This window comes from Streptomyces sp. NPDC085866, assembly GCF_044541035.1.
Classification (GTDB): domain Bacteria; phylum Actinomycetota; class Actinomycetes; order Streptomycetales; family Streptomycetaceae; genus Streptomyces.
In genome coordinates, this window is record NZ_JBITSQ010000009.1 from 344,339 (window position 1) to 364,757 (window position 20,419).

The 20,419-nt window shown below is 71.4% G+C and carries 13 protein-coding genes and 2 pseudogenes; 7 read left to right on the forward strand and 8 right to left on the reverse strand.

Annotation, left to right across the window (positions count from 1 at the left end; all coding sequences use genetic code 11):
- Nucleotides 1-63: 63 nt before the first annotated feature.
- Nucleotides 64-1,293, reverse strand: a pseudogene (locus ACIF83_RS24600) (serine hydrolase domain-containing protein); the annotation flags it as partial.
- A gap of 137 nt (nucleotides 1,294-1,430) precedes the next feature.
- The gene (locus tag ACIF83_RS24605; protein WP_399729957.1) at nucleotides 1,431-2,975 is read right to left on the reverse strand and encodes a carboxylesterase/lipase family protein; all 1,545 of its coding nucleotides are present in this window, start codon (nucleotides 2,973-2,975) and stop codon (nucleotides 1,431-1,433) included.
- Nucleotides 2,976-3,265: 290 nt separating this feature from the next.
- On the opposite strand from ACIF83_RS24605, the gene ACIF83_RS24610 reads away from it, so the two are divergent.
- The 7 genes and pseudogenes from ACIF83_RS24610 to ACIF83_RS24640 all read left to right on the forward strand — a co-directional run bounded on the left by ACIF83_RS24610 (nucleotide 3,266) and on the right by ACIF83_RS24640 (nucleotide 11,050).
- Nucleotides 3,266-4,846: a hypothetical protein gene (locus tag ACIF83_RS24610; protein WP_399729960.1), complete on the forward strand. Its 1,581-nt coding sequence runs from the start codon at nucleotides 3,266-3,268 to the stop codon at nucleotides 4,844-4,846.
- 121 nt (nucleotides 4,847-4,967) lie between these two features.
- Nucleotides 4,968-5,654 carry a FadR/GntR family transcriptional regulator gene (locus ACIF83_RS24615; protein ID WP_393479740.1) on the forward strand — a complete coding sequence of 229 codons (687 nt, stop codon included), beginning with the start codon at nucleotides 4,968-4,970 and terminating at the stop codon, nucleotides 5,652-5,654.
- Nucleotides 5,651-7,090, forward strand: coding sequence for a hypothetical protein (locus ACIF83_RS24620; RefSeq protein ID WP_399729963.1), 1,440 nt, complete (start codon nucleotides 5,651-5,653; stop codon nucleotides 7,088-7,090). The genes ACIF83_RS24615 and ACIF83_RS24620 overlap by 4 nt, the downstream gene beginning before the upstream one ends.
- Entirely contained in the window at nucleotides 7,087-8,922 is a 1,836-nt protein-coding gene (locus ACIF83_RS24625) for a GMC family oxidoreductase N-terminal domain-containing protein (protein WP_399729966.1), read from the forward strand. The genes ACIF83_RS24620 and ACIF83_RS24625 overlap by 4 nt, the downstream gene beginning before the upstream one ends.
- 529 nt (nucleotides 8,923-9,451) lie before the next feature.
- On the forward strand, nucleotides 9,452-9,823 hold the full coding sequence (locus ACIF83_RS24630; protein WP_399729969.1) for a DUF6193 family natural product biosynthesis protein: 372 nt from the start codon (nucleotides 9,452-9,454) through the stop codon (nucleotides 9,821-9,823).
- Nucleotides 9,824-9,851: 28 nt separating this feature from the next.
- Nucleotides 9,852-9,965 (forward strand): annotated as a pseudogene (locus tag ACIF83_RS24635) (GNAT family N-acetyltransferase); the annotation flags it as partial.
- A gap of 125 nt (nucleotides 9,966-10,090) precedes the next feature.
- The gene (locus ACIF83_RS24640) at nucleotides 10,091-11,050 is read left to right on the forward strand and encodes a redoxin family protein (RefSeq protein ID WP_393480225.1); all 960 of its coding nucleotides are present in this window, start codon (nucleotides 10,091-10,093) and stop codon (nucleotides 11,048-11,050) included.
- A gap of 12 nt (nucleotides 11,051-11,062) precedes the next feature.
- On the opposite strand, the gene ACIF83_RS24645 is transcribed toward ACIF83_RS24640, so the two are convergent.
- The 6 genes from ACIF83_RS24645 to selA all read right to left on the reverse strand — a co-directional run bounded on the left by ACIF83_RS24645 (nucleotide 11,063) and on the right by selA (nucleotide 20,380).
- Nucleotides 11,063-11,827 carry an SDR family oxidoreductase gene (locus ACIF83_RS24645; RefSeq protein WP_399729972.1) on the reverse strand — a complete coding sequence of 255 codons (765 nt, stop codon included), beginning with the start codon at nucleotides 11,825-11,827 and terminating at the stop codon, nucleotides 11,063-11,065.
- A gap of 182 nt (nucleotides 11,828-12,009) precedes the next feature.
- On the reverse strand, nucleotides 12,010-12,912 hold the full coding sequence (gene nrfD, locus ACIF83_RS24650) for an NrfD/PsrC family molybdoenzyme membrane anchor subunit (protein ID WP_399729975.1): 903 nt from the start codon (nucleotides 12,910-12,912) through the stop codon (nucleotides 12,010-12,012).
- 26 nt (nucleotides 12,913-12,938) lie between these two features.
- Nucleotides 12,939-13,871 carry a 4Fe-4S dicluster domain-containing protein gene (locus ACIF83_RS24655; protein WP_393479754.1) on the reverse strand — a complete coding sequence of 311 codons (933 nt, stop codon included), beginning with the start codon at nucleotides 13,869-13,871 and terminating at the stop codon, nucleotides 12,939-12,941.
- Nucleotides 13,868-17,155, reverse strand: a complete 3,288-nt coding sequence (gene fdh, locus ACIF83_RS24660) for a formate dehydrogenase (protein ID WP_399729978.1) — start codon at nucleotides 17,153-17,155, stop codon at nucleotides 13,868-13,870. The genes ACIF83_RS24655 and fdh overlap by 4 nt, the downstream gene beginning before the upstream one ends.
- Nucleotides 17,156-17,234: 79 nt before the next feature.
- The gene (locus ACIF83_RS24665) at nucleotides 17,235-19,037 is read right to left on the reverse strand and encodes a SelB C-terminal domain-containing protein (protein ID WP_399729981.1); all 1,803 of its coding nucleotides are present in this window, start codon (nucleotides 19,035-19,037) and stop codon (nucleotides 17,235-17,237) included.
- Nucleotides 19,028-20,380, reverse strand: a complete 1,353-nt coding sequence (selA, locus tag ACIF83_RS24670) for an L-seryl-tRNA(Sec) selenium transferase (RefSeq protein WP_399729984.1) — start codon at nucleotides 20,378-20,380, stop codon at nucleotides 19,028-19,030. The genes ACIF83_RS24665 and selA overlap by 10 nt, the downstream gene beginning before the upstream one ends.
- Between the last annotated feature and the right edge of the window lie 39 nt (nucleotides 20,381-20,419).

The window sequence follows — 20,419 nt, forward strand, 5'->3', positions numbered from 1 at the left end:
GAGGGAGAGGCCGGCGTAGATCTGGTCGAGGACGGTGGGCAGCAGGGCCTGGGCAGTGGTCCGGCCCTCGGGCGACAGGGTCAGGTTCGTCCAGATCACGAGCGTGACCTTGTTGTCCGGGTCGTAGCCGATGAAGGAGTTGAAGCCGGGGAGCTCACCGCCGTGGTAGTACATCGAGGCGTGGGGGCCGAAGCGCTGGTGGCTGATGCCGTACCCGTACTTCTGCCCGTCGGGCGCGGCCGGGTCTTCGGCTTGCGGGCTGTGGAGCCACTGCTGCTGGAACGCGGGCCCCAGGACCTTGCCCGTCACCAGAGCCCGGATCCAGGTGGCCAGGTCGTCCGAGGTCGAGATGACGCCTCCGGCGGCGGTGGCGTACGAGGGGTTCTGGTGGGTGTAGTCCAGCGGCTCGAGCTTCCCTGACCGGGCCGCCGCCTGCAGGTCGGCGGGGTAGGGCCGGTCGACCAACGCATAGGCGGTTCCGCCGTACATGTAGCCATGTGCACAGGGAACAGGCAGGGACAGATCGTCCGAGCCGGGCAGTGAGGTCCCCACCAGGCCGAGCGGGGCGAACAGCCGGTCCCGGAACTGCTGGGCCAGCGGCCGGCCCCCCGCCTTCTCGGCGACGAGGCCCAGCAGCGCGTAGTTGGTGTTGCTGTACTCGTACGACGCGTCGGGCGCGAAGTTCGGCGGGCGCCGGAACGCGATGTCCAGCATCTCCTGCGGCGTCACAGCCCTGCCCGGATCGGCGTCCAGGGCTGCCGAGAGCTCGGGCGCGCTGGTGTAGTTGTACAGCCCGCTGCGCATCTTCAGCAGGTCGGCGATGGTGATGTGGGCGCCGCCCGGCACCCCGGGGACGTAGTCGGACACCGGGTCGCTCAGCCGGAGCCTGCCGTCCTGGGCAAGGAGGAGGACCAGCGCCGAGGTCATCGTCTTGGTGTTGGAGGCGATCCGGAAGTGGTCACTCGTGGTGGGCCGTGTGGCCGTACCCAGCTCGGTGGTACCGACGGCCGCCCGGAAGGTCCCCTGCGGGGTGCGGAGCAGCACCACCGCGCCGGGAACCATGAGCTTCTTGGCCGCACGCTCGACGGTGGCCCGGAAGGCGGCGGGATCGACGGGATTCAGCGCCGTCGGAGAGGGGGCAGGGGCGTGTGCTGTCACCGCCGGTGTGGCCGACGCGGCGGACAACGTGGTGCGGCTCGCCTCTCCGGGAAGGACGCATCCCACGATCAGCAGGGCTGCGCACGGCGCCAGCAGATCCATGCGACGGGCGGTACACACTTGAGAATTCCTCATGACGGCGTCACAGCCCTCTTGCCTGGCGGTTCGGTCCCTCGGCGAGAGTGAATACCTGAACAAAAGAGCGATTTTATCGTCTTCGGGGTGATGCCGACCAGTCGACGCTTCGGGGGAGCCGTCGAGGGACCGGGCTGCTACCGGTCCAACAGCGGCAGCACAGGAATGGAGTGGTCTCGCCAGATGAGGCGAGAGGTCTCCTCCGGATACGCGGTGACGGTCGGTCGCGTGTCGAAGAGCTGCGTGAGGCGTTGCTCGACGTCGTACGGGGCCCAGCCGGGGTCACCCTGCGCGGCGAAGGCGGTCCACGCGGTGCGCATACGTGCGGACAGCTCTTCCGCAGCGGGGGAGGGGTCCTCCCCGATCAGCGCCGCAGGCTGACCGCTGCCCAGGTTGCCGAACACGAGAGGTACGTCGAGGCCGTGGCATGCGCCGAGGACACCGCCCATTCCCGGGGCGGACCAGGCCAGTTCGTACAGGTGGGCACGTCCGCCGCCGGTGATCTGCGCGGTGGCGAGGTGGAGGCTCGGCATGCGGAACAGCCAGTCAGAGTTGACCAGTTCGTACAGCTCGTCCGGGCCTGCGCCCGGGAAACCGTCTCGGTACCGGCGTGCACCGTCCGGGCCGGGGGCGAAGACCTCCAGAGCAGTCTCGGCCCGCTCTTCCGTCACCTGCCCCAGCATGCCGTCGAGCGCGGTCAACAGCCGCTGCTCGTCACGCGTGTGCCCGACGAGGAGGTCGATGTCCCGGCCCGCTCCGTCGGCCAGGGCCTGCCATGGAGTGACGGGCAGAACATCACCGTCGACGACGGGCGAGAACGGGATCGACCGGTGTGCGACGGGGCCCCAGCGCTCCGCGAACGAGGCGCACTTGGCCATGATCGCGTCGCCGGCGGCCGGCAGCCGGTCCGGGGCCACGGTGGTCAGGTCGGCCACTGTGGGCCGCAGTCCCAGCTCGGCCGCGCAGGCGGCGGCGATGTCGGCAGCGAGCGCCGCTGAGAAGAACGTCCCCGGCATGCTCTGCGCGATGGCCCGGCGGAAGAGCCCAGCCGCGCGCGGCATCGCCAGCAGCGCGGCGACCGACCCCGCGCCGGCCGACTGGCCGAAGACCGTGACCTGGTCCGGGTCGCCCCCGAAAGCCCCGATGTTGTCGCGCACCCACTCCAGCGCGGCCACCTGATCGAGCAGTCCCCGATTGGCGGGCGCTCCGTCTAGGTGCGCGAACCCCTCCATGCCCACGCGGTAGTTGAGCGTCACCACGACGACACCGCCCTCCCGTGCGAGACGGGCCCCGTCGTACTCCGGGAGGCTGGACATGCCGATGCTGTAGGCGCCGCCGGGGATCCACGCCATCACCGGCAGCCCCGCCCCCCGGCACGGTTCGGGCGACCAGACGTTGACCGTCAGCCAGTCGGTGCCCACCGACTCCCGTGCCAGCGCGTCCATGCCGAAGTGCCCTGCCTGCGGAGGCGGCGGGCCGTACGACACGGCCCTGCGTACGCCGTCCCAGCCCGTCACCGGCTGTGGTGCGGCGAATCGGAGCTGGTCCACCGGCGACTCGGCGAAGGGGATGCCGCGGAAGACCGCCACGCCCTCGTCCGCGCTGCCGCGCAGCACCCCTGCTGCAGTGCGCACCTCGGGCTCCGGCTCGGAACCGGTCGGCTCGGACGCGGCAGTGGTCATCACAGTCCCTTCCCGGGCAGGAGAAAGCACCAGTACGCGGCCCCCCTTGTGCCAGGGCGGCGGTCGCACAGCTGCCACCGGGGATCATCCCGCCGAGTCAGGCCGAGGGCCAGTCATTTACGGAGCAGGCCGCCGCGGTCGCACTGGGCGGCTCCGCACGCACGACAACACGCCCCTGCCCAGGTCATTGCAGGATCATGAACAATCCTCATCTTTCTGTGGACTCCTCGACACGGCGCTCCTATGGTCGCCGTCGGCGCGACCACTGTCGTACGCACCCGAGGAGTCGCATGTCCCGCAGGAGACTCAGCCGTGCCCTGGCCGTCGCCCTCACCATGGCGGCAGCCACAGCCGTCGCCGGGCCCGCCCCCGCCCAGGCCGAGCCGATACCCAAGGCGCCGGGCCACCGGCTGGTCGACGCCTACGACGGCGCCCCCACCATCGCCCGGCCCCTGTCCGGCAAGCAGCCCCCGCAGCACCCGTTTCTCGCGGCCAACGGACGCAGCGGCATGCACGCCGATGCCTGGGGCAGCGCCACCTACCCGTGGAACGGCCCGCTCGGCAGGCAACCCCAGGTCGGCAGCGAACGCATGGCGCTGCTCGGTGGCGAGTGCGCCAACGTCACCTTCGACCGTGAGGGCCGGATCGTCACTGTCTGCGGGACGTTCACTGGTTTCCTGGTCAAGCTGCTCGACCCGCACACTCTTGCCACCCTGGCCGAGTACAAGCTGCCGCAACGGCCGTCCACCGTCGAGGCGATCACCCGTCTCGACTTCTCCCGGATCTTCAAGGACACGTCCGGCGGCGCCTACTCCTACCTCGACGACCAGGACCGGCTGGTGCTCGCAGACTCCCGCCAGCACCTCCTGCGCCTGGCGCACCGCCAGGCCCCTGACGGAACCTGGAGTTTCAGCGTCACCGACGACTGGGACCTCGGCAGTCACGTACCCCACGACTGCGTCACCTGGACCAACCTGCACCCCAGCGGCGAATGCGACCCGGTCACGTCCGTCATGCCCGATTGGGCCGGCCGCATCTGGTGGGTCACCCGGCAGGGCCGTGTCGGGACCGTCGACCCCGCCTCCGGCACCATCCGGTCCGTCCGGCTCGCCGGCGAGGAGATCCAGAACTCCTTCTCCGTCTCCGAGGACGGCGTCGCCATCGTCTCCGACCACGCTCTGTACGACTTCCGTGCCACGGCCGACGGCACACCCGAGGTGGTCTGGCGGCAGACCTACGACCGCGGAACCGGCACCAAACCCGGCTCCGTCAACCAGGGATCCGGCACCACACCGGACATCTTCGGCGAGGGCGGAAAGTACGTCGCCATCACCGACAACGCCGACGACCGCATGCACGTCCTGGTCTACCGTCGGGACGCCGCCGTCCCGGACGACCGCCGCCTGGTCTGCGAGATCCCCGTCTTCGGCTCCGGAGCCTCCACCACGGACAACTCGTTGATCAGCTGGGGCAACAGCCTCGTGGTCGAGAACAACTACGGCTACGAGAACATCAGTTCGCTCACCTTCGGACGCAGCGTCATCGGCGGAGTCACCCGCATCGACGTCCGCAAGGACGGCAGCGGCTGCGACACCGTGTGGGAGAGCGGCGAACGCTCACCCTCCACCGTGCCGAAGCTGTCCACCGCCAACGGCCTGCTGTACCTGTACACGAAGGACCCGAACCCGCTGGGCATCGACGCCTGGTACCTGACCGCCGTCGACTTCCGCACGGGTGAAACCCGCTTCAAGCAACTGGTGGGCACCGGCATCGACTACGACAACAACTGGGCCCCGATCACTCTCGGCCCCGACGGTACGGCCTACGTCGGAGTGTTCAACGGCCTCACCACCGTGCACGACGGCAACTGAGCGTCAGCTGCCGCGTCTTGACGGAGTTCGGATGAACTCCCATTCGTCGCGGCTGGACCATTGACTCCACGAGCGCCTATTGGTTGAGTGGCTCATCCACTGAGCCACTCGGGAGGACGGCGTGGAGGCACTGCCCCGCGAGACCATCGTCGATGTTCTGGAGAACCGACTGCGTGAGGACATCCTCACCGGGCGCCACCCGGCGGGCAGTTACCTGCCGCCCGAGCGCACGCTCGCCGACGGCTACGGCGTCACCCGCACCACCCTCAAGCACGCCTTCGGCCGCCTGATGCAGGCCGGACTGCTGGAGACCCGGCACGGCGTCGGCACCCGTGTGCGGGACTACCTGCGCCTGGGCGGGGCCGACCTGCTGCCCATGCTCGTACGGCACAGCCCCGACTGGATCGGCGAGGTCTTCGAAGTACGGCGCAGCATCGGCGCGTTGATCGCCGAGCGGGCCGCGACGCGGGCGACCGACCGGCAGCGGGCCGAGCTGCGCGCCCTCCTGGCAGCCGTGGGGGACGCGGCGGACGCCGATGCCGTACAGCTCGCGGACATCGAGGTCCACCGGGCCCTGGCCCGCGCCACCGGCAACCGCGTCTACGTCCTGCTGACCAACACCCTCTTCAACGCCTATCTGCCGGTGCGTGCCGCACTCAGGGGCCCGTTCACGGACGCCGGGGTCGCTCGCGGGCGCCTGGAGCCGGTGGTCGAAGCGGTGGCGTGCGGCGACGAGGCCGCCGCCCGGCGGGCGGCCGGGCAGTACCTGACGGCGACCGAGCGGATCATGCTGGAGGGGCTCTCATGAGCAGGCAGACGACCTCACGCACGGCCGCGGACACCGGCTCACCCGCTCGTGGCACGGTCTTTCGCGAGACGATGCTCGGCACGCTGCGGCTCGACGACGAGGACCGTACGCGCCGGGTCCGCCTCGATCTGACTGTCTCGGCCGACCGCCTTCTCCGCCTCCTCGGTACGACCGAGGCCCGCGCCACCGGCCGGATACGGATCGCGGGCTGGGCCGACGACCCGTGCGCCGAGGGAGAGCTGGAGATCTCACCGCTCGCACGACGCCGTATCCGCTACCGCATCACCTTCACCGCCGAAGGCCGCCGACTCACCCTCGACGGCTGGAAGTCCGTCACCCCGCGCAGGCCCGTGGCCTCGATGACCGTGCTGCCGTACACCCTCCACGAGGACGGCGAGCGGATCGGCACCGGCACCCTCCGCTTCCCCCTCCGCACGCAACTCATCCCCTTCCTGGCCGGCTTCCGCTTCCCACGGCAGGAAGATCCCGACGCGTTCCTCGCGCCCCGCTGGCGCGGCGAACCCGGCCGTACCGAGGTCTGGTACACCACCATCACCGACCCGGCCACCGGCAGCGGACTGTGGCTGCACCACGAACTGACCGCGCCGGCCGACGGATCCGAGCCGTACGCGCACGGGTGGGCCGCGGTCTTCCCCAAGGACGGCCCCGTGCGGCACGCCCGCTTCGGACCCGCCAAGCGGACTCCCGACGACTCCGGCTTCAGCGCCGACGGGGTCGCGGTGCGACCCGGACGCCTGTCCGGAGCGGCCGAGGGCGGCGCCCTGCGCTGGGACCTGACCGAACGTCCCACGGACGAACCGCTGTTCACCTTCCCGCGCTGGTCCTGGCGCCGGCCCCTGCTTCCGGCCGCCCAGATACTCCCCGCGGCCAGGGCCACCTACGACGGCACCTTCACCCACGACGACACCACGCTGACCCTCACCGCCGCCCCGGGCGCCTCCGCCCGCATCTACGGCCACGGCAACGCCCGCCGCTGGGCCTGGCTGCACGCCGACCTCGGCGGCGGGGACGTCCTGGAGATCGTGGCCGCCGTCTCCATGCGCCCGGGCCTGCGCCGGCTTCCCCCTCTGGTCTTCCTCCGACTGCGCCGGCAGGGTCGCACGTGGCCGCGCCGCCCCGAGCGGTCGGCGGCCGGCTGGGCCGGAGCGGGGCGTTTCCGCGCCGATGTCGCCCTGCCCACGTGGACGGTCACCGGCCGCACCGGCCTGCGCCGGATCCGGGTCGAGGTCACCCAGCGAGCGGACCGTACCCTCGCCCTCGACTACACCGACCCCGACGGCCAACACGCCACATGTCACAACAGCGAGCGTGCCGACGCGCACGTCCTGCTGGAGCGGTGGTGGTTCGGCGGCTGGCGGACCGAGGCCGAGTGGACGCTGGAGGGCACGGCTCACGCGGAGGTGGGCACACGATGACTCTCACCGGCCTCGTGTCCGCCCTGATCGCCGACGACGGCACAGCCGACTGGCCCCGTCGCGTCCCCGCCAGACTGGAGACGGTCCTCACCGCGATGCCACTCGCCGCGCGGGCCGGCCTGAGGGCAGCAGCGCGCGGGGTGGACGCCTACGCCATGGCACGCACCGGACGCACGCTCGGCGCACTCACCACGCCCGAACGGGAATCCGTACTGGCCGAACTGGCCGCACGGCCCGCCCTTCTCCCACTCCTCGACGTACTGAAGGTGCCCGTCCTCCTGGCCGCCGGCACAGAGCGGATGCTCCAGGACGGTCCCACACCGCGCGGCCTCACCCGCCAGGACCCGCCGCTCGACCTGACACCGGCGCCCGACTGGCCCGCTCGCACCACCGCCGACGCCGTCGTCATCGGCTCGGGCGCGGGCGGGGCGACGGCCGCACGGACCCTGGCCCGAGCCGGACTGGACGTCGTCGTCCTGGAGGAGGGGCAGCACCACTCCACCGAGTCGTTCGGCCGGCGCCCGCCCCTGGACCGCTTCACCGACCTCTACCGGGACGGCGGAGCGACCGTCGCCGTCGGCAACCCACCGCTGCTGCTGCCGACGGGCCGAGCAGTCGGCGGCACCACGGTCGTCAACTCCGGTACCTGCTACCGCACTCCGGGCCACGTCCTGGCCCGCTGGAGCAAGGACTTCGGATTCACTCCCGCCGACGGCTTCGACCGGTACCTGGAGGAGGCCGAGCGCACCCTGCGGGTGGCCGTCCAACCCGTCGACGTCCTCGGCAACAACGGCCACATCGCGCTGGGCGGCGCGCGTGAACTCGGCTGGCAGGCCGCGCCCCTGCGCCGTAACGCCCCCGGCTGCCAGGGCTCCTGCCAGTGCGTGGTGGGCTGTCCGACCGGCGCCAAACAGAGCGTGCAGCTGTCCGTGCTGCCCGAAGCCTGCGCCGCGGGGGCCCGAATCGTCACCGGAGCCCGAGTCGAGCGCATCCTCGTCGACACGGACCGGCCCGGAGGCCCCCGCGCGGCAGGGGTACGGGCACGCTGCGAGGCGAACGGCGGCTTCGAGATCCTCGCGCCCCTGGTCGTCGTCGCCGCGGGCGCGCTGCAGTCCCCACCGCTCCTACGCCGCTCCGGCCTGGGCCGGCACCCCCGCCTCGGCCGCAATCTCAGCGTCCACCCGGCCACGAGCCTCGCCGGACGCTTCGCCGAACCGGTCACCGCCTGGGAAGGCGTGCTGCAGAGCGTCGGGGTCGAAGAGCACCACTCGCGAGGCATCCTCATCGAGGCCACCGCCACCCCGCCCGGCATGGGCTCCTTCATCCTCCCCGGACTGGGCACCGAACTGCGCCGCGAACTGGAGACCGCAGACCGGCTCGCCACGCTGGGCGCCATGATCGCCGACCGCCCCTCCGGTCGCGTCCTCGGCCGCGACCGCTCACTGATCCGCTACGACCTGGACCAGCGCGACGCGGGCCGCCTGCTGAGCGCGGTGCGCGCCATGGGAGAGCTGCTGTTCGCCGCCGGTGCCGAGGAAGTGCTCACCGGCATCCCCCGGACACCCCGGGTACGCAGCCTCACGGAACTGGACGCCGTCCTGGCCGGCACGAGCGCACGCCACCTCCATCTCTCGGCCTACCACCCCACCGGCACGGTCGCCGCGGGCGCGGACCCGCACCGCTTCCCGGCCGACCCGTGGGGCAGGCTCCGCGGAGTACACGGCGTACTGCTCGCGGATGCCTCTGTGCTCCCCAGCTGCCCTCAGGTGAATCCCCAACTGAGCATCATGGCGGGGGCATTGGCGATCGCCGAGGCGGCTGTCCGGGCGTGAGAACCAGGACCGCCAAGTGGGAGAAGGGTCGCCTGCCAGGGAGGCATCTTCATGATGGCCAGGGGTCCCGTCGATCACGATGGTGTCGAGACCATGGAGTGGGGCCAGCCCGTCTCAGCGCCACTTCGGCCCGCACGCGACGATCGATCCTCGACACGTCCACTGCCGCCATGGCAAGCACCCCCATGCTCACTGGGACCATCCCGTTGGTAGCCGGTCACAGACTCGGCGGCAGTGGAGGCGGAAGCAAGCTGCCATGACCAAGTCGACCCCCCAGAGCGGGAGTTGGAGACAATCCCAGGCAGGTGAGTGTGGTGCCCGGCGACCGGGGGACGTCTGTCGTGGCGGTCAGCCCGCCTCCGGTTCCGTTCCGCCGACCGCTCGACGTTCTCCTCGCGGCAGACACGCGCCTGTTCCTGGTGGGCGGAGGGAGTCGAGGAGTCGAATTCATCCGGGGATCGACTCCGGACCTCACGGACGTCGTTCCGGCGGCAGTGGCCTGCCCTTTCTGTCCTCGGGTGAGCTGGCGATGGCGCATGAAATCGGGCCGGCCGCAGTGGTCGACCTCCAGTGGCGGCCGTTGCGGGAGCAAGCTGCCGGTGAGCAAGGTTTCCCCGAGTTCGGCCTGCTCGTGGAAGCGGCCCATGCGGAGCCGAGGCTTCGGCAGCCGTCTGCGTTCTCCAGCCACTGGACGCTGGGTTTCAGCGCGAGCACCAGCCATTCGTCCAGGGTCGAGGTTGCTGTGACCCCCGCGTACAACGGCCGCCCCTATCAGGTTCGGAAGTTCCTCCACGAGGGGGTGATCGGTGAAGCCGAGACCGCTGAACAGGCTGTCGCCCTTGCGATCGCCCGCCTTCCCGAGGGTCTCGGTCCAGCCGTCGCCGGATCCGATGACCTGTGACAAGGAAGACGACCTCAGCGGCTGAGGCGCCGACGGCTTCGGCCCCCCGGTTGCTCAGACCGGCTGGCGAGCGCGACTTGAACGTCACAGCCTCGGCTGGGTCTGTGCGTGGGAAGACGGCACCCTGATCGGCTTCGTCAACGGAGTTGGCGCCAGGCTCGCAGGGGCCGGCCCTGGGCCCGGCCCACGGCACCCCGTGAGAGTCTCCGGAGAGCGATTTGACCTTGCCCTCGAGGTCAAGGTCTAGCGTTCGTGGAGATGAGCGGCATGAAGATCGGCGAGCTGGCCGGACGCGCAGGCGTGACAATCAAAGCGGTGCGTTACTACGAGTCGCTCGGGTTGATCACGCCGCGCCGTCTCGCCAACGGGTACCGGGACTACGACGAGGACGACGTGCGGATGGTGCGTGAGATCCGGGCTCTCGGCAGCCTCGGCATTCCCGTCGAGCGCACGCGGCCGTTCCTGGAGTGTCTGGCGTCCGGACAGCAGCACGCCGACGACTGTCCGGCGTCGCTGGCCGGCTATCGGGCGGCCATTGACGAGCTGACCGAGCGGATCGAGGCCCTGACCAGCCGCCGAGCGACCCTGATACGGCATCTGAGGCAGGCCGCCCATCGCAACAGCAGCTGCCCAGCGCCCGACGACGGAGAAAACACCATGAGCGACTTCCACCGCCTGCCTGCGGACCTGCCCGTCCCGGAAGACGACGGCGCGGCCGACCATCTTCCCGGTCTGAAGGCACCCCACCTCGAACTGGCCGGCACCACGGGCGAGACCGTCCGGATCGATGCCCTTGGCTCCGGTCGCACGATCGTCTACATCTACCCGCTCACGGGACGCCCGGATGCCGACCTCCCCGACGGCTGGGACTCCATCCCCGGAGCACGGGGCTGCACCACCGAAGCCTGCGATTTCCGCGACCACCATCAAGAGCTTCTTGCGGCCGGCGCGCGGAGGGTCTTCGGCCTGTCCAGCCAGGACACCGCCTATCAACGCGAGGTCGTAGAGCGACTCCGCCTGCCGTTCCCGATGCTCTCCGATCCCCGGCTGAACCTGGCCGCGGCCCTCGGCCTGCCCACGTTCGACGTGGACGGGACGACGCTGTTCAAGCGGCTGACCCTCGTCATCCGTGACGGGGTGATCGAGCATGTCTTCTACCCGATCTTCCCGCCCGATGTGCATGCCCAGCAGGTTCTGGCGTGGCTGCGTGACAACCCCGTGGCATGAACTTCCGTGAATTCAACGGGTGGTGAAGCCCCCGTTGACGAAGAAGACCTGGCCGTTGGCCCACCAGCCGTCGGTGAGCAGGAACTTCACCCAGGGGACGATGTACTCGATCTTGGTGAGGTCGCCGTTCATGGCCTGGGCCTTCAGGTAGGCGACGGAGTCGTCGGTCTCGGCCGGGTAGAAGAAGCCGGTGTCCATCGGCCCGGGAGCGATGGCGTTGACGGAGATGTTCCGGCCGAAGAGTTCCTTGGACAGGGCGCGGGTGAAGTCCTCGACCGGTGCCTTGCTGCCGGCGTAGAGGGAGTACAGGCCGGTGTAGCCGGCCAGCAGCGAGGTGACGACGGTGAGGATCTTGCCGCCGTCCTCGATTCGCTTTGCGGCCTCCTTCATCACGAAGAACGCGGCCTTGGAGTTGACCGCGAACATGCGGTCGTACTCCTCGGGCGTGACGTCGACGAGAGGCTTCTTGACGACCATCCCTGCCGTGTTGACGCTTGCGTGCAGCGAGCCGAAGCGGTTCACGACCTCGTCGAAGACCCGTTCGACCTGATCGGGCTGTGTCAGGTCGCCCTGCAGCGAGAACGCCTCGCCGCCCTTGGCCGTGATCTCGTCGACGACGGACTGGGCCTTGGCCGCGGACGATTCACTGTTGTAGTGCACGGCCACACGGGCGCCGGCGTCGGAGAGGGTGCGGCTGATCAGCGCACCGAGGTTGCGGGACGCGCCGCCGACGAAGACGGGCTTGCCTTCCAGGGTGTCGGGGACGGCGGTGACCATGAGGCGTGACTCCTTGCGTGACGGGGGTGTCGGGGGCGGTCAGGGGGTGAGGGGCCCGGGCCGCAAAAGCAGGACTCCGGGCACCCCTGAGCGCCTCTTCCGGACCGCAGTTCGATTCTGGTACCGGTGCCTGGATCCTGCGACACGAAGAAGTGATCAAGGAACGGCCCCTCGGACACGACCTAGGCGGCATCCACACCCCCCGCCCCGAGGCGCCGCCGCTGCGGGGTCACCACGTACATCGGGTCCTGAGCGGATGCGACACCCGCCGCGAAGACGCCGAACCGGGTGCACAGTCCCGCTGCCAGGTACGCCCCTCCGGCCAGCAGCGGAGCCGCCCGACACCCGGTGAGAAGCGACAGGCCGGCTCCGGCCACGACCAGCGCCTTGCTCAGGGTCAGCAGCCGCCCGGACCGGCCCGTGACGTAGGGCTGACCGACCAGCCCGAGCCGTCGCTCGATGCGGCGCACCGCGGCCAGTTCCATGCACGCGCCGAGCAGGCCCATCCGGATCGGCGGACCGTGGTCCGCGCCGGGCGCACAGAGCAGTGCCGCACCCGCGGCGCTGGTCAGCGCGCTGCCCGCGAAGACGTACGGCAGTTCCGGGTACGCGTCGTGCCATGCCGGCACGGCGGTGTCGGAGAGCAGGACCGCGGTGTACGTACACATCGCCGGCCCCAGGACGGCGGATCCGAGTCCGGCGACGCGGCCGAGCCCGGGCAGCCTTCCGGTGGCCTGCGAGGCGGCCGCGGCGGTGGCGAGCGTGGAGAACGGAGCGAGGATCCAGGAGCCCACCGACAACGGCGAGGTGGGCTTGAGGACGCGCAGCATGTGCGTGAAGCGCTCGGGACGGCCGAGGTCATGGACCAGGGCGGCGACGCCGGCCACGGACGCGGCGCCGGCGACCCGCCGGCCCGCCCCGGCCAGCTCCCGACGACCGGTCAGCTCGGCCACCGCGGCCATGGTCGCCGACGCACCGGCGGTGCCGCCGAGGAAGAGGTACCCCGGCACGTCCGGCACCTTCCAGGTGGGACGTTTGAGGATCGGCCGGCCGTAGTACGACCGGAACTCCGCGCGCGGAACCATGGGCCGTTCCCGCTCACCGCGGCCTGTCACGACCTCGTCCTCTCCCACGTCCCCCGCCCCAGAAAGGACAGCGCCACACTCACCGCCACACCGACCGCGGCCGTGGCCGCGTGCCGCCACATCGACGGCAGGTCACGAGTGGTGACCACCGGGTCCGGTGGCAGTCCGTACACCTCGGGTTCGTCCAGCAGAAGGAAGAACGCGCCGTCGCCGCCGACACCGTCCCCCGGATCTCGGCCGTACAGCCGTGCCTGGTCCACCCCGCGCTCGTGCAGCTCGGCCACCCGCCCGTCGGCCCGCTCGCGCAGTTCCTCCAGCGGGCCGAACTGGATGGAGTCGGTCGGGCACGCCTGGGCGCAGGCCGGTTCCCGGCCCGCCCCCAAACGGTCGTAGCACAGCGTGCACTTGAAGGCCCGGCCGTCGCCCGGGCGGATGTCGATCACGCCGTACGGGCACGCCGGCACGCAGTATCCGCAGCCGTTGCAGATGTCCTCCTGCACCACCACGGTCCCGAACTCGGTGCGGAACAAAGACCCGGTCGGGCAGACGTCCAGGCAGGCGGCGTGGGTGCAGTGCTTGCACACGTCGCTGGACATCAACCAGCGCACCTGGCCGTCCCCGGAGCCCGCGTCGTGCCCGGGTGGTGGCCCGACGGCCGGCATGCCCAGGTCGACCGGCGGCCGGTCCGGTGCCACCTTCTGCTCGACGAACGCCACGTGCCGCCAGTTGTCGGCGCTCAGCGCGCCCGTGTTGTCGAACGACTGCCCCAGCAGGTCGAGTTCCTCGGTCTCGGCCGGAAGGAGGTTCCACTCCTTGCACGCCACCTGACACGCCTTGCAGCCGATGCAGACGGAGGTGTCCGTGAAGAAGCCCATCCGGGGCGGGTGGGTGTCCGGGTAGCCGGCGTCCGCGGCGGGGTCGGCCAGCGGGCCGGACAGCCTGTTGCGGTCGGAAGTCATCGCTGCCCCTCTCCTGCGCCCGGCGGGATGTCCTCGGGGAGGCCGGCGCGCCGCCGGTAGGCCGCCACGTGGGCCCGCAGTGCCGGGCCCCGTGGACGCCTGCCGGGCCGGATGTCGCAGGTCGCCGCCTTGGACTCCTGGATGCGTACGTTCGGGTCGAGGACGACGGACAGCAGCTCGTTCGCCGCGTCTCCCGTCGACAGACCGTTCGGACCCCAGTGGTAGGGCAGTCCCACCTGGTGGATGGTGCGGCCCCGGACCCGCAGCGGTTTGATCCGGTCGGTCACCAGCACTCTCGCCTCGACCGCCGTACGGGCCGTGGTGATGGTCGCCCAGCCCAGGTGTTTCAGGCTGCGCTCCGCGGCGAGTTCGGGGGAGATCTCGCAGAAGAACTCCGGTTGCAGCTCGCAGAGATAGGGCAGCGTACGGCTCATGCCGCCGGCCGTGTGGTGCTCGGTGAGCCGGTAGGTGGTGAACGCGTACGGGTACACCTCGCTCCCGGCCCGGTGGTACCGGTTGGCCGGGTGGTCGTAGGCCTGCAGCGCCGGGTTCGTCTGCTGTCCGTACAGCGGGTTGTCCACCGGCGACTCGTACGGCTCGTAGTGCGCGGGCAGGGGGCCGTCGGTCAGCCCGGCCGGCGCGAACAGCCAGGCGCGGCCGTCGCTCTGCATGATGAACGGGTCGGTCCCGGACAGGGCGTCCTGGGCTGTCGCGTCCGGGGGCGGCCGGTAGTCGGGAGGCTTGTCCGCTTCGCAGTCCGGGACGTCGTCCCCGGTCCACCGGCCCTGCTCGGCGTCCCACCACACATACCGCTTGCGTTCGCTCCACGGCCTTCCCTCGGGGTCGGCCGACGCCCGGTTGTAGAGGATGCGGCGGTTGGCCGGCCACGCCCAGCCCCAGTCGGGGGCGACCCGGCTCTGTTCGTCGTGCGGCCGGCGGTTCGCCGCGTGGTTGTGTCCGTCGGCGTGGACGCCGCAGTAGATCCAGACGCCGCAGGAGGTCGAGCCGTCGTCCCGCAGCAGGGTGTACGACGACAGGGGCTGCCCGTCCTGGCCGTACCCGTTGATCTCGGCCAGCACGGCATCGGCGCTCGGTTCGGCCAGCGGACCCGACGTCGGGTAGTCCCAGGTGAGGTCGAGCAGCGGACGGTCGCGTGGCTCGGTGGAGCCGGCGAGCTTCTCCCTGATGATCCGTCCGAGGTGGTGGTAGAACCACAGGTCGCTACGGGCGTCCCCGGGCGGGGTGACCGCCGTGTGGTGCCACTGCAGCAGCCGCTGGGTGTTGGTGAAGCTGCCGTCCTTCTCCGTGTGCGCCGCGGCCGGCAGGAAGAACACCTCCGTCGGGATCTCCTCGGTGTGCAGCTCACCGGTCTCGATCTCCGGCCCGTCCTGCCAGAAGGTCGCGCTCTCGATGAGCCGCAGGTCGCGCACGACCAGCCAGTCCAGGTTCGCCAGGCCGAGGCGCTGCAGCTTGCTGTTGGCCGATCCGACCGCCGGGTTCTCTCCGACGAGGAAGTATCCCTTGCACTCGCCCGAGAGCTGGTTCAGCACGGTCTGGTACGTGCCGTGGTCGCCGGTCAGCCGGGGCAGCCAGTCGAAGCGGTAGTCGTTGTCCTCGGTGGCCGCGTCCCCCCACCAAGCCTTGAGCAGACTCACCACGTACGCGCGCATGTTGCCCCAGAAGCCGGTCGTGCCGGCGTCCGCGGCCACGAACGCGTCCAGGTCCTGGTGCTGGTGGGCGTGAGGCATGGGGATGTAGCCGGGCAGCAGGTCGAACAGGGTGGGGACGTCCGTCGACCCCTGGATGCTGGCGTGTCCGCGCAGGGCCAGGATGCCGCCTCCCGGCCGCCCGATGTTGCCCAGCAGCGACTGCAGGATGGCCGCGGTACGGATGTACTGCACCCCGACCGTGTGCTGGGTCCAGCCGACGGAGTAGCACAGCGCCGTGGTCCGCTCGCGCCCGGAGTTGGCGGTGATCGCGTCGGCCACCCGGGCGAAAAGCTCGCGGGGGACACCGCACACGTCCTCGACCAACTCCGGCGTGTAGCGGGCGAAGTGCCGCTTGAGCACCTGGTACACGCAGCGCGGGTGTTGCAGCGTCGGGTCCATGGCCGGCTTCCCGCCCAGGGCGGGACCGCCCGAGCCGTACGAGTGCGCGCGGCCGCTCTCGCGCAGCTCCTTGCCTCCGTGCTGCCGGGCCGCCGCGCCCTGTTCGCCCTCGTCGCCCGATGCCGGCCACCGGTCCCGGTCACCGGCCGCGGCCGAGGCCCGCGCTCCCTCGTACATCCAGCTGGTCGTCTCGTAGTGCCGGCTCTCCGGGTCGAAGCCGGAGAACAGCCCGTCCAGGTCCTCGGTGTCGGCGAAGTCCTCGCGCAGGATCGCCGGCGCGTTGGTGTAGGCGACGACGTACTCGCGGAAGTCCTTGTCGTTGCTGAGCACATGGTTGATCAGGGCGCCGAGGAAGGCGATGTCCGTCCCGGCCCGCAGCGGCACGTGGACGTCGGCCAGCGCGCTGGTGCGGGTGAAGCGGGGGTCGACATGGATGATCGTGGCACCCCGTTCCCTGGCCTCCACCACCCACTGGAAGCCGACCGGATGGCACTCGGCCATGTTCGAGCCCTGGATGACGATGCAGTCCGCCTCCGCCAGATCCTGCTGGAACGTCGTGGCTCCGCCACGGCCGAACGAGGTCCCCAGACCGGGAACCGTGGCGGAGTGTCAAATCCGCGCCTGGTTCTCGATCTGGATCGCGCCCAGTGCCGTGTAGAGCTTCTTCATCAGGTAGTTCTCTTCGTTGTCCAGCGTCGCTCCGCCGAGCGAGGCGATGCCGAGCGTGCGCCGGACGGGAACACCTTGATGTGTGTCCTGCCAGGTCTGCCGACGGGTCGCGATGACCCGGTCGGCGATCATGTCCATCGCCCGGTCGAGCGGGATCCGCTCCCACCCCGTGCCGTACGGCGCCCGGTGCAGGACGGCGCTGATCCGGCCGGGGCCGGTCACCAACTGCTTGCTGGCCGAGCCCTTCGGGCACAGCCGGCCGCGTGAGACGGGGGAGTCAGGGTCGCCCTCGATCTGGACGACCTTCTCGTCCTTGACGTAGACCTTCTGGCCGCAGCCCACGGCGCAGTACGGGCACACGGACCGTACGACCCTGTCGGCCTGCTCGGTACGGGCGGACATCCGTTCGGTGCTGCGCGAGCGCGCCGCGCTTCCCCGGCCCAGCGCATCGTCACCGGTGAGCTGCCGGTACACCGGCCATCCGTCGATCCACTGCCACAGGCCCATGGCGATCTCCCGCCTCGTGCCTTTGCGCCGTCGCAGCCAACGTAACGCCGGGAACCGCCAGGGGCATGTGGAACACCGATCAGGCCGGCACGGTACGCACACGATGGGTGTTGTCCGGAAGCCGCTCGGTGACACCCCGGCGGTCCAGCAGCTCCAGCAGGGGCACCGCGACCCGCCGCGTGGTGCGCAACGCCTGCCGCGCCTGACTGAGGGTGAACGGCTGGGGCAGTTCCGCGAGCACTTCGGCGGCCCGTCTGTCGCCGTCGGGAAGCAGGAAGACACCGTCGGCCACCTTCAGCAGACGGCCGGCGCGCACCGCAGCAGCCAATTCCCGTGCCCCGAGCCGCAGTTCCGCCATCCTTGCGGCGTCCGGCGCCGCGAACGGGTCAGCCCGCAACTCGACGGTCAGCGCGGCCATCGCCGTCTCGACGGGTTCGGGAAGCACCGCGAGGCTGCCCGGCACGCACACCCGCCCCTCCACCACCGGCAGCGACGCCGCACCGGCAAGCCGTTCCACGACGCCGGCGCCGGGCAGCCGCATCCGCCGTCGAACCGCCTCCACGGGCATGCCGGACTCCAGAGGATGCTCGTCGCGCCACTCGTCGACCACGGCACGCAGGGAGCCGACCAACTCGCGCCACACGCCCGGATGAACCCTCAGGCCGTCGCCCACCGGCTCGCCGACCTCAGGCAGCCCCATGGCCTGCAGCTCGCCCGCGGTCGCGAAGCGCCGCCGTCGGAGCATGGCCTCGGCCACCGCCCTCGGTGGCGCATCGGCGAGCCCGGCCAGCTCCGCGGCGCGCAACCGTGCGGCTCCGCGCCTGGTCAGCCGGGGTGGCGTCACGTCGAGTACGTCGACACCGGCGGCGATCCGGTGCCGGCCGGGATCGCGCAGCAACGCGCGGTCGCCGACGCGCAGCGGCAGGGGCCGGGCCAGCCGCAGCCGGGCGCTGTGCGTCCCCAGCGGCCGGATCCGGGCGGCGACGGAGGCGGATCCCACGTGCAGCACGAGCTCACGTGGAAGGTCACGGCGCTCGCCGGCGTCACCCCCGCTGCCGTCGGCGCCGCGCAGCGCGACGTCGACCTCGGCCGTCGTCAGCCACCGGCCCGGAGTGAGGAGCGCGTCGCCGCGGCCGATCGCCCGGTGTTCGACACCGCGCAGATTGACCGCCACGCGGGCCACGGCGCGGACCTCGGTCGTGTCCCGGCCCAGCGTCTGCAGGCCGCGCACCCGCGTCACCGCCCCGGTGGACGCCAGCTGAAGCTCCGCATCCCTGCGCAGGGTGCCCGCCGTCAGCGTTCCCGTGACCACCGTGCCGGCGCCGACGATGCTGAACGAGCGGTCCACCCACAACCGCACGTCCGCATCCGGATCGGCTGGTGGCAGGCCTCCCACCAGCCGCTGCAGTCCTTCGTGCAGCCGGTCCAGGCCCTCGCCGGTGCGCCCGCTCACCGTCACCGAGTCGACCGGCCCCAGGCCGGTCGCCGCCAGGCGGGCCAGTGCCTGTCGCCGGGCCGGTTCCGGGTCGGCCAGGTCGCAGCGGGTGACGGCGAGCAGCGCATGCCGCACGCCCAGCGCGTCCAGTGCCTGCAGATGCTCGGTCGACTGCGGCATCCAGCCCTCGTCGGCGGCCACCACGAACAGCACCGCGGGGACCGGGCCGATACCGGCGAGCATGTTGGGCACGAACCGCTCGTGGCCCGGCACGTCGACGAACGCCACCTCCGGTCCGTCGGGCAGGGTCGTCCAGGCGAAACCCAGGTCGATGGTCAGCCCGCGCCGGCGCTCCTGCTCCCAGCGGTCCGGCTCCATCCCGGTGAGCAGCTTCACCAGCGTCGACTTGCCGTGATCGACATGGCCGGCGGTCGCGATCACGTGCACGGCCGCTCACTTCCGTGGTCGTCCGCGTCCGGGCGTCCACTGCTCGTGTGCGACCGCCGTGCGGCGAGTACGGCCTCCAGCACCGCCTGCTCCTCCTCCGCGCCGACCGTGCGCAGATCCAGCAGGCACCGTCCACGCTCCACCCGGCCGATCACCGGGACCGCGCCGGTGCGCAGCAACGGGCCGTACGGCGCGGGCAGGCCGACGGCCGCGCTGGGCAGGGTCACCCCGGGCGCACCGCCACCGCCCACGGCCGCCTCCGTGCGCAGCACCTCCGCCGGTACTCCCTCGGCCCGCAGCCGTTCGACCAGCCGGGCGGCACGCTCGCGCAGGGTGGTCGCGTCGGCGGCCAGTGCGGTGCGTACGGGCGGCTCCGGACCCCGCAGGGTCGCTTCCAACGCGGCCAGGGTCAGCTTGTCCACGCGCAGGGCCCGGGCCGCAGGGTGCCGGCGCAGTCGTTCGACCAGCCCCGCTTCACCGAGCAGCAGCCCGGCCTGCGGACCGCCGAGCAGCTTGTCCCCGCTGGCCGTCACCAGCGCCGCCCCGGCACGCAGCGCGGTGGTGGCGTCCGGCTCCTGCGGGAGCACCGGATGCGGGCCGAGCAGACCGGAACCGATGTCCACCACCACCGGGGGTCCCAGCGCCGCCAGCTCGGCCACGGCCGCCGCCGCGGTGAAACCACTGATGTGGAAGTTGGACGCGTGCACCTTGAGCAGGAAGCCGGTGTCGGGGTTGACGGCCTCGGCGTAGTCCCGGGCATGGGTGCGGTTGGTCGTGCCGACCTCGCGCAGCCGCGCGCCGGTGGAAGCCAGCAGCTCCGGAATGCGGAACCCGTCGCCGATCTCGACCAGTTCACCCCGGCTGATCACGATCTCCCGTCCTTGAGCCATCACCAGGGCGCACAGGAGCAGCGCGGCCGCGTTGTTGTTCACCACGTGCACCGCTCCGGCATCGGGCACGGCCTCGGCAAGGGCTGCGAGCGCCCCGCGTCCGCGGCGGGCCCGGCGGCCTTCGCCGAGGTCGAACTCGACGTCCGTGCATCCGGACGCGGCCATCACGGCGTCCCGGGCGGCAACCGACAGCGGCGCCCGGCCCAGGTTGGTGTGCACCAGCACACCGGTGGCGTTGATCACCGGCCGCAGGCCACAGGCCCGCTCGGGCAGCCGCCCGAGCGCGGCGTCCACCACGTCCTCGGGAGCGATCTCTCCGGTTCGTGCGCGTCGCTGGGCCTCCGCGACAGCCGCCTTCACCAGAGGACGCCCCAGCCTCCGGACGGCGCCGGCGATGCGCGGCTCGGCCAGCACGACGTCGGTGCCGGGGATGCGACGGCGCGGATCGCTCATGGCACCCCTTCCTCTCACCGTGGCCGTCCTGCGGGGCAC

Coding starts and splice junctions, on each gene's coding strand:
- ACIF83_RS24605 (WP_399729957.1), bottom strand. CDS start 2,975: ATGACCACTGCCGCGTCCGAGCCGACCGGTTCCGAGCCGGAGCCCGAG.
- ACIF83_RS24610 (WP_399729960.1), top strand. CDS start 3,266: ATGTCCCGCAGGAGACTCAGCCGTGCCCTGGCCGTCGCCCTCACCATG.
- ACIF83_RS24620 (WP_399729963.1), top strand. CDS start 5,651: ATGAGCAGGCAGACGACCTCACGCACGGCCGCGGACACCGGCTCACCC.
- ACIF83_RS24625 (WP_399729966.1), top strand. CDS start 7,087: ATGACTCTCACCGGCCTCGTGTCCGCCCTGATCGCCGACGACGGCACA.
- ACIF83_RS24630 (WP_399729969.1), top strand. CDS start 9,452: ATGGCGCATGAAATCGGGCCGGCCGCAGTGGTCGACCTCCAGTGGCGG.
- ACIF83_RS24640 (WP_393480225.1), top strand. CDS start 10,091: ATGAAGATCGGCGAGCTGGCCGGACGCGCAGGCGTGACAATCAAAGCG.
- ACIF83_RS24645 (WP_399729972.1), bottom strand. CDS start 11,827: ATGGTCACCGCCGTCCCCGACACCCTGGAAGGCAAGCCCGTCTTCGTC.
- nrfD (WP_399729975.1), bottom strand. CDS start 12,912: ATGGTTCCGCGCGCGGAGTTCCGGTCGTACTACGGCCGGCCGATCCTC.
- ACIF83_RS24655 (WP_393479754.1), bottom strand. CDS start 13,871: ATGACTTCCGACCGCAACAGGCTGTCCGGCCCGCTGGCCGACCCCGCC.
- selA (WP_399729984.1), bottom strand. CDS start 20,380: ATGAGCGATCCGCGCCGTCGCATCCCCGGCACCGACGTCGTGCTGGCC.